Source organism: Patulibacter sp. (assembly GCF_030655195.1).
GTDB lineage: Bacteria > Actinomycetota > Thermoleophilia > Solirubrobacterales > Solirubrobacteraceae > Patulibacter.
Genome location: NZ_JAURWA010000078.1, coordinates 1 through 8,043 on the forward strand (window position 1 = coordinate 1; position 8,043 = coordinate 8,043).

Annotated in this window: 9 protein-coding genes; 6 read left to right on the forward strand and 3 right to left on the reverse strand. The window is 76.9% G+C overall.

The features are described 5' to 3' along the window. Positions 1–570: 570 nt before the first annotated feature. The 3 genes from Q7T67_RS08170 to Q7T67_RS08180 all read left to right on the forward strand — a co-directional run bounded on the left by Q7T67_RS08170 (position 571) and on the right by Q7T67_RS08180 (position 2,659). Positions 571–900 carry a hypothetical protein gene (locus Q7T67_RS08170; RefSeq protein ID WP_304787892.1) on the forward strand — a complete coding sequence of 110 codons (330 nt, stop codon included), beginning with the start codon at positions 571–573 and terminating at the stop codon, positions 898–900. A gap of 59 nt (positions 901–959) precedes the next feature. Then, the gene (locus tag Q7T67_RS08175) at positions 960–2,066 is read left to right on the forward strand and encodes a glycosyltransferase family 4 protein (RefSeq protein ID WP_304787895.1); all 1,107 of its coding nucleotides are present in this window, start codon (positions 960–962) and stop codon (positions 2,064–2,066) included. Positions 2,067–2,185: 119 nt separating this feature from the next. Then, positions 2,186–2,659 (forward strand): hotdog fold domain-containing protein, encoded by a 474-nt coding sequence (locus tag Q7T67_RS08180; protein ID WP_304787898.1) that lies wholly within the window; start codon positions 2,186–2,188, stop codon positions 2,657–2,659. A gap of 133 nt (positions 2,660–2,792) precedes the next feature. Here Q7T67_RS08180 and Q7T67_RS08185 read toward each other — a convergent pair whose 3' ends face one another. Next, positions 2,793–3,197 (reverse strand): VOC family protein, encoded by a 405-nt coding sequence (locus tag Q7T67_RS08185; protein ID WP_304787900.1) that lies wholly within the window; start codon positions 3,195–3,197, stop codon positions 2,793–2,795. Positions 3,198–3,367: 170 nt separating this feature from the next. On the opposite strand from Q7T67_RS08185, the gene Q7T67_RS08190 reads away from it, so the two are divergent. Then, entirely contained in the window at positions 3,368–4,648 is a 1,281-nt protein-coding gene (locus Q7T67_RS08190) for a glycosyltransferase (RefSeq protein ID WP_304787903.1), read from the forward strand. Next, complete coding sequence (locus Q7T67_RS08195) at positions 4,645–5,382, forward strand: sugar transferase (protein WP_304787905.1); 738 nt, start codon at positions 4,645–4,647, stop codon at positions 5,380–5,382. The genes Q7T67_RS08190 and Q7T67_RS08195 overlap by 4 nt, the downstream gene beginning before the upstream one ends. A 35-nt stretch (positions 5,383–5,417) precedes the next feature. On the opposite strand, the gene Q7T67_RS08200 is transcribed toward Q7T67_RS08195, so the two are convergent. Beyond that, positions 5,418–6,563, reverse strand: a complete 1,146-nt coding sequence (locus Q7T67_RS08200; protein WP_304787908.1) for a MalY/PatB family protein — start codon at positions 6,561–6,563, stop codon at positions 5,418–5,420. Between the two features lie 161 nt (positions 6,564–6,724). On the opposite strand from Q7T67_RS08200, the gene Q7T67_RS08205 reads away from it, so the two are divergent. Then, a complete protein-coding gene (locus tag Q7T67_RS08205) occupies positions 6,725–7,645 on the forward strand; it encodes an SDR family oxidoreductase (protein WP_304787910.1) in 921 nt (306 codons plus the stop codon). A 52-nt stretch (positions 7,646–7,697) separates the two neighbouring features. Here Q7T67_RS08205 and Q7T67_RS08210 read toward each other — a convergent pair. Next, positions 7,698–8,043: hypothetical protein (locus Q7T67_RS08210; RefSeq protein ID WP_304787913.1), on the reverse strand; the 346-nt coding region annotated here is incomplete at its 5' end.

The following is an 8,043-nucleotide window of genomic DNA, read 5'->3' on the forward strand; positions in this document are numbered from 1 at the left end:
GCGGCGGGCACGGGCGGGAGCCCCTCCGCCGGCGGGTCCGGCACGCCCTCAACGGGCGGCGCGGGGTCCTCCGGCTCGGGCGGGTCGGCGGGGTCGGCGGGCTCCGGGTCCGCGAGTGGTGCGGGATCGACGGGCGGGGCGGGGAGCGGCGGCGCGGGGGCCGCGTCCCCCGGCGGATCGTCCGGCGGTGGATCGCGCGGGAGCGGCGGCCGGGGGACGTCCACTGCTCGGCCCGGAGGCTCGTCGTCGTCGGGCTCGGGCGGCTCGGGAACGACGGGGTCGCCCACCGGCGCCGCGAGACCGTCACGCTCGCCGTCCGGCTCCGGCCCCTCGGGTGCGTCCGGCTCCGCCTCCTCCGCCGGTCCGGACGCGGCGGGCGCCGCGCGCTCGTCCTCCGGCCGTGGCGGCACCGGCTCCACCGGCTCGTCCGCGGTCCCCCGGGCCGGTCGCGCCGCGCCGAAGGGGCCGTCGACCGCGCCGCTGCCCGCGATCCCCGCCGGGGCATCCCGCTTCGGCGGCGGCGGCTGGATCCTCGACCTGCCGACCGCCGAGGGGTGGCGGCAGACCGCGGTGCAGGAGCTCGACGGCGGTGCCCGGATCGTCACCCGTCTGCAGCGACCCGACGCGGTCCGCCTCGTGGTCGAGTCGCTCCCGGGTCGCACCGCCGTGGTCGGGGTGCCGGGCGCCCGGCCGTTCCCCGTGCGGCTGCCGGAGGCGGGTCGCACGGAGGGCGCCCTCTACCGCGGCGGCCGGTACGCGATGTGCGGCGACGGCGGCGTCTGCGCGGCGCTCCCGGCCAACGGCCCGACCGGCGGCGTGCTGCTGATCGCCGGGGCGCACCGGGCGGCCGGGGCCAAGCGGGTCGCCCGACGGGCGGCCTCGGGCCTGCGCGTGCGCTGAGCCGTGGTCGTGCCCGGCTCCTCCGGTGCCGCGGCGCCGCCGGGATACGGTGGGGGCACGTGCACGTCCGCCTGATCGACCCATCCGCGTACACGCCGCCCTACGACCACGCGCTCGCCAACGCGCTGGTGCGGGCGGGGGACCGCGTCACGCTCGTGACCAGCGAGTTCCCCTACGGACGGATCCCGGAGCCCGAGGGCTACGAGATCGAGCACGGCTTCTACCGCCGGGCGGTCGGGCCGGCCGGGTCCCGCGTCCGCCGGGCCGCGAAGCTCGTCCAGCACGTGCCGGACATGCGCCGGCTGCGCCGCACCGCCCGCGACGCCGACGTCGTCCACTTCCAGTGGCTCGCGGTCCAGCACCTCGACGTGCACCTGCTGCCGAAGGACCGGCCGGTCGTCCTGACCGCCCACGACGTGCTGCCGCGCGAGGCCCGGGCCGGCCAGCGGGACGCCCAGCGGCGGCTCTACGAGCGGGTCGACGCGGTCGTCGTCCACTCGCGGCACGGGCGCGACCGCCTGGTCGACGACCTCGGGGTGGACCCCGCGAAGGTGCACGAGATCCCGCACGGCGCCTTCCGCCACCTGACGACGCTGACGCCCGCCGAGCTGGCCCCGGCGTTCGCGAACACGAAGCGCCCGGTCGTCCTCTTCTTCGGCCTGCTGCGGCCGTACAAGGGCGTGGACGTGCTGCTCGAGGCGTGGAGGCGGCTCGGCGAGACCGCCGCGCCGGCCGAGCTGTGGATCGTCGGTCTGCCGAAGATGGACATGACCGCCCTGCGCGCCGCGGCCCCCGCGGGCGTGCGGTTCGTCGACCGCTTCGTCAGCGACCAGGAGGCCGCGTCGTACTTCGGCCGCGCCGACGTGGTCGTCCTGCCGTACCGCGAGATCGACCAGTCCGGCGTGCTGTTCACCGCGCTCGCGTTCGGGCGTCCGATGGTCCTCAGCGACGTCGGGGGCTTCCCCGAGATCGCCCGCGAGGGGGCCGCCGAGCTCGTCCCGCCCGGCGACCCGGCCGCCCTCGCCGACGCCCTGGGCACGCTGCTGGGCGACCACACCCGCCGCCGGGCCCTGGCGTCCCGGGCGGCGCAGCTGGCGGCGGGGGCCTACTCGTGGGACGCGGTCGCGGAGGCCCACCAGCGCGTCTACCGCTCGCTCGTCGCCTGACCCGGACCGCGGAGGCCCCACACGCGCCGACGCCGGCGGAGAGCGGCCCCCCGATCGCCGCCGTGGCGGTGACGACGCCCGGCACGGACCCGGCTCCCTACCGCCGGTAGGATCACCGCATGCCCGCTCTCGACCTGCCGACCGCGTACCGCAAGCTCGAGGGCCTGCCGCTCGGGCGGGCCGCCGTCTCGCGGATCTACCGCACCGCGGCGCCGTACTTCCTGACGATCCCCGCCGGGCTCACGCGGATGGAGCCCGGCCGGGCGGAGGCCACGATGCGCGCCGTGCCGTGGACGCGCAACCACCTGGGGACGGTCCACGCGATCGCCCAGTGCAACCTGGCCGAGTTCGTGCTCGGGGCGGTGGCGGAGGCGACCGTCCCGGCGACCCACCGCTGGATCCCCCGCGGCATGACGATCGACTACCTCGCGAAGGCCCAGGGCCGCCTGGACGCCCTGGCGACGCTGGCGCTCCCCGAGCACCTCGCCGACAAGCAGGAGCTGCCGGTGGAGATCCACATCACCGACGCGAAGGGCGTCGAGGTCGCCCACGCGCAGATCCGCATCTGGGTCACGGCGCGCCCGGCCCGCTGACCGACCCGGCGGCGGCGCCCCCGAGACCCGGGAGGCCCGGGCCGGCGGGGCAGGGCATCCGACGGCCGGTCCGCGGCCGCCGGTCACGCAGGCCGGGCCCGGTCGTCGTCCTGGCCCGGGCCGACCCCTCTCTCTACTGGGCCTGTGCGGCGGCCTCGACGTCCATCCACATGAGCTCCCACACGTGACCGTCGAGGTCGCGGAAGCTCTCGCCGTACATGAAGCCCATGTCCATCGGGTCCTTCCACGCGCCGGCGCCGGCGGCCCGGGCCTTGCCACCGAGCTCCTGGACCTCGTCCTTGGACTCGCAGGAGAGCGCGAGCAGCACCTCGGTCGTGTCGCGCGGGGCGATCTCGTTCTCGATGAAGCCCTGGAACTTCTCGGTCTCCATGAGCATCACCATGATGTTCTCCTCGATCACCAGACAGGCCGTGGTCTCGTCGGCGAACATCTCGTTGAACGAGAACCCGAGGGCCCCGAAGAAGGCGCGGGACGCCTGGATGTCCTGCACGGGGAGGTTGGGGAAGATCATGCGCATGGGGGGCTCCTGGGGGTCGCCGGCGGGAGTGCGCGGCGCGTGGTGTGGGGTACGTCCTTCAGACCGCGGGACCTGCGGAAACTCATCGGCGGGTCCGGGATCCCGGCGCGCCGCGGGTCGGGAGCCGCGACCGCACGGGCTCGTCCGCCCCGCTCTGGGACGATCCCCCGGTGCGCGCCCTGCACCTGCTCGCCCTCGGCCTGCTCGCCTGGACCCACGTGGGCTGGGGCGTCGCCGTGCGCCTGCTGCGCCGCGCGGGCCTCGGGCGGGTGACCGACGACCGCGAGGCGGCCCCGGCCACCCCGGCCCCCGGATCCGCACCCGCGACGGGCGGCGGGTCCGTCCCCGACGGTCCCGGGCGGGCGGACGACCTGCGCGTGACGGTCGTGATCGCCGCCTACGCCGAGGAGGACGCGATCGCCGAGACCGTCCGTCGGCTCGCCGCGCAGACCTGGCCCCGCGAGCGGCTGCAGATCGTCGTGGCCTGCGACGGGTCGCCGGACGCGACGGCGGAGCGGGCGCGCGACGCCGGGGCGGACCTCGTGCTCGAGCTGCCCCGCGGCGGCAAGCACGCCGCCCAGGAGGCCGGCGTGGCCCGGGCGGACGGCGACGTCCTGGCGTTCAGCGACGCGAACACGTCGTGGGAGCCCGACGCGCTGACCGAGCTCGTCGCCGCCTTCGCCGACCCCGCGGTCGGCTACGCGTGCGGTCGCGTCACCTTCACGTCGGCGGACGGCGGCACGAACCAGGAGGGCGCCTACTGGCGGCTCGAGATGGCGCTCCGGCGCCTCGAGAGCGACTGGTGGTCGGTCACCGCGGGCAACGGCGCGATCTACGCGGTGCGGGCCGCGCTGTGGCCGCGCCTGCGCACCGCGTTCGGGCACGACCTGGCCCTGCCGCACCAGATCATCCGCCTGGGCTCCCTGGCGCTCGACCGGCCGAGCGCCCGTGCGAGCGAGCCGATGGTCCCGACCGTCGAGGGCGAGTGGCGGCGCAAGCGGCGCATGATGAACCAGATGTGGCGGGTCGTCCTGCGGGGCGGCGAGGGCGGCGGGCTGCGCGGCGGCGTCCTCGATCCTCGCGGCGTCCCCGCGCCGTACCTCGCGGCGCTCGTCGGCCACCGGCACCTGCGCTACGCCAGCCCGTTCCTGCACGCGCTCGCCCTCGTGGCCGGCGGGGTCGTCGTGCTGCGCGGTGTGCCGCGGGCATCGTCAGCGGGACGGCGCGCCCCGGGGGCGTCGACCCGGACCCGCCCGCCCTTCCACGTGCTGCTGCTCGCGGCGCACCTCGCGCTCTTCGCGGCCGCCGCGGCCGCCGGGGCCCGGCCGTCCCGGCCGCTGCTGCTCGCCCGGTACTACGTGCTGATGACCGCCTCGATCGCGGTCGGCCTGGCCGACCACCTGCGCCACGGCACCCCGGCGGGCTGGGACCCGGCGGAGGGCACGCGATGAGCGCGGTGCCGAGGACCCACGACCTCACCGGTCGGGGGCCCGACGCCCACGCCGACCTGCGCGCCCGGATGCGCGCATCGGGCCGCGCCGTCGGTCCCGACGGTCCGCTGCGGCGCCCGCGACGGACCCCCGCCGACCTCGTCCGACGCGCGTTCGACGTCGTCGTCTCCGGCCTCGCCCTGGTCGTCCTGGCGGTCCCCCTGGCGCTCGTGCTCCTGGTGGTGCGCCTCGAGTCGCCCGGCAGCCCGATCTTCCGCCAGCGCCGGGTCGGCCGCGACGGCCGCGAGTTCGACGTCCTGAAGGTCCGAACGATGGTGCAGGGCGCCGAGACGATGGGCGCCGGGCTGGCGATCGTGCAGGGCGACTCGCGCATCACCCGGCTGGGCCGCCTCCTCCGGCGCACGTCGGTCGACGAGCTGCCGCAGTTCGTGAACGTCCTGCGCGGCGAGATGGCGATCGTCGGCCCGCGCCCGACCGTTCCGGTGCAGGTCGAGCGCTACGACGAGCGTCAGGTCGAGCGCCTGCTCGTCCGTCCCGGCCTGACGGGCTGGGCGCAGGTCCAGGGCCGCACGACGCTCTCGTGGCCCGAGCGCATCGAGTTCGACCGCTGGTACGTCGCCCACCGCACCCTGCGCCTCGACGCCCGCATCCTCGTCATGACCGTCCGCGTCGTGCTCGGTGGTGCCGGGGTCGAGCGCGACGGTGCGGCGTGGGGCGAGCCGCCGGCACGCTGATCGACCGCCCCGGCCGGGCGGACGGGCCGATCCCGTCAGACCGTGGCGGCCATCCGTCGCACGGCCTCCGCGACGAGCTCGGGGCTCGTGCCGAAGTTCACGCGGACGAAGCCCCGGCCCTCGGCGCCGTAGCGCGGGCCCTGGCCCAGGGCGATCCGGCCGCGACGGAGGAACGCGTCGGCGGGGTCGTCGCCGAGGCCCAGCGCCCGGCAGTCCAGCCACGCGAGGTACGTCCCGCCCGGCGGGGACCACGCGACCTCGGGCAGCTCGGCGGCGAGGCGCTCCCCGAGCAGGCTCCGGTTGGCGTCCAGCTGCGCGAGCACCGCGTCCAGCCAGGGGTCGCCGTCGGTGAACGCGGCCTCGGCACCCACGATGCCCAGCAGGCCGGCGTGGTCGCCGAGGGGAGGAAGCCGCGCGACGGCCGCCCGGGCGCGGTCCGACGCGGTGACGAGGAGCGCGGCCTTCAGGCCGGCCAGGTTGAACGCCTTGGACGCCGAGATGAGCGACACGCCGCGCTCGCGGGCGGCGTCGGAGACCTCGAGCCACGGGACGTGCGACGCGCCGGTCAGGACGAGCGGGGCGTGGATCTCGTCGGCGAGCACCCAGGCGTCGTGCTCGGCGCAGAGCTCGGCGATGGCCTCCAGCTCGGTCCGCGGCAGCACGCGGCCGGTCGGGTTGTGCGGGTTGGCGAGCAGGAGGACGCGGGTCCCGGAGGCGAGCTCGGCCCGCAGCGCGTCGAGGTCGAGCTCGCCGCCGGGCGCCAGCGGCACGGGCCGGGGGTGCAGGCCCGCCCGCGGCGGGGCGCCGAAGAACGGCGGGTAGGCCGGGCTGGCGAAGGCCACCGCCGCGGCGTCGCCGGCGAGGATGCGGCCGAGGCCGGTCAGACCGGCCATCACGTCCGGGACCAGCGTGACCTGCTCGGGGTCCACCCGCCAGCCCATCCGGCGCTGAGCGAAGCCGGCGAACGCGGCCGCGAGCCCGGGGATCGCCTCGGGCGCGTAGCCCAGGTCGTCGCGATCGATCGCGGCGCGCAGCGCCTCCTTCACCGGAGCGGCGAGGGGGAAGTCCATCTCGGCGATCGTCGAGACCAGCACGTCGGGGTCGTGGCCGGCCCACTTCTCGCTGCGCCGTGCGTGGAGCGCCGCGAGGTCGGGGACGCGGAGGTCGGGGTGGCGGGACACGGGGGGATGATCCCGCGCGAGGACGGTCGGCGCGTCCGACGCGGGACCGACGGCCTTGCGCGTCCCGGCCCGCCCCCGGTAGGGTCGAACATGACGGAGGCGTCACTTTCGACGCCCACGCGACGGGCCGCCCCACGGGCGGCCCTGAGGAGGAGACCCAGATGGCACGACAGCAGCCCCGAGTCCTGATCGGACGGACCGCGGCGATCACCGGCGGCGCACGCGGGATCGGCAAGGAGACGGCCCGCGCGCTCCTGCGCGAGGGCATGAAGGTCGGCATCGGCGACCTCGACCTGGCGACGGCCGAGGCCACGGCGGAGGAGCTGCGCCGCGCGCTGCCCGGCCGCGGCGGCAACGGCGTCGACATCCGCGCCTACGCGCTGGACGTCGTCGACCGCGACTCGGTGCGGGCGTTCGTCGAGGGCATCGAGCGCGACCTCGGCCCGATCGACGTCTTCGACTCCAACGCCGGGATCATGCCGCTGGGGACGTTCCTCAACGAGACCGACGAGAGCACCCGTCGGCAGATCGACATCAACGTCAACGGCGTCATCAACTGCGCGAAGGAGGTGCTGCCGCGCTTCGTGCAGCGCCGGCGCGGGCACCTCGTCAACGTCGCGTCGATGGCCGGCAAGGCCGGCGTGCCGGGTGCGGCGACCTACTGCGGCACGAAGCACTTCGTCGTCGGCCTGTCCGAGGCCCTCCGCGGCGAGATGCACCACGCCGGCGTCGACGTCGACATCACGTGCGTCATGCCCGCGATCGTCCAGACGGAGCTGGCGGCCGGCACGAAGGACACGCGCGGGGTCAAGAAGGTCACCCCGGAGGACGTCGCGGAGGCGATCGTCGAGGCGCTGAAGGTCCCGCGCTTCGACGTCTACGTGCCGAAGGCCGCGGGCGTGGCCAACACCGTCATCGGGGTCCTGCCGCGTCGCGGTCGCGAGAGCGTCGCCCGCGCGATCGGTGCGGACAAGACCCTGATCGAGGCGGACCCGTCCGCGCGTGCCGGCTACGAGCTGCGCGCGTCCGAGAGCGACCCGCAGCTCGAGTCCCCGGCGCAGGCCAAGAGCCTGACGCCCTGATCCCGGCGGGTGCGCGGCCGGCCGGCGCCTGCCGGACCGGGCCGCGTGCCGGTCAGCGCCGCGCGGCGCCGCCCAGACGGGTGGCCCACCGGGCGCGACGCAGCGGACCGCGGACCTCGGCGGCCCGCGCCTGCAGCCGGTCGACGGCGTGGGCGGTGTCGGTGGTCGGGTCGGCGAGGACGCGGCGGTCCAGGACGCCGATCGCCGCGACCGGCACGCCGTCGCGCTCGGCGAGGAGCAGCGGGGCGCCGGGGCGGCGACCCGTCCCGTCGCGCTCGGCGAGGAGGCGGATCGCGTCGGCGTCGGCGTCGCCCGCCACGCGCAGGGCGACGGTCTGCGCGGCGCCCGGACGCCCGCCGAGGAGCCCGTGGCGGAGTGCGGCGCGGCGCTCGACGCCG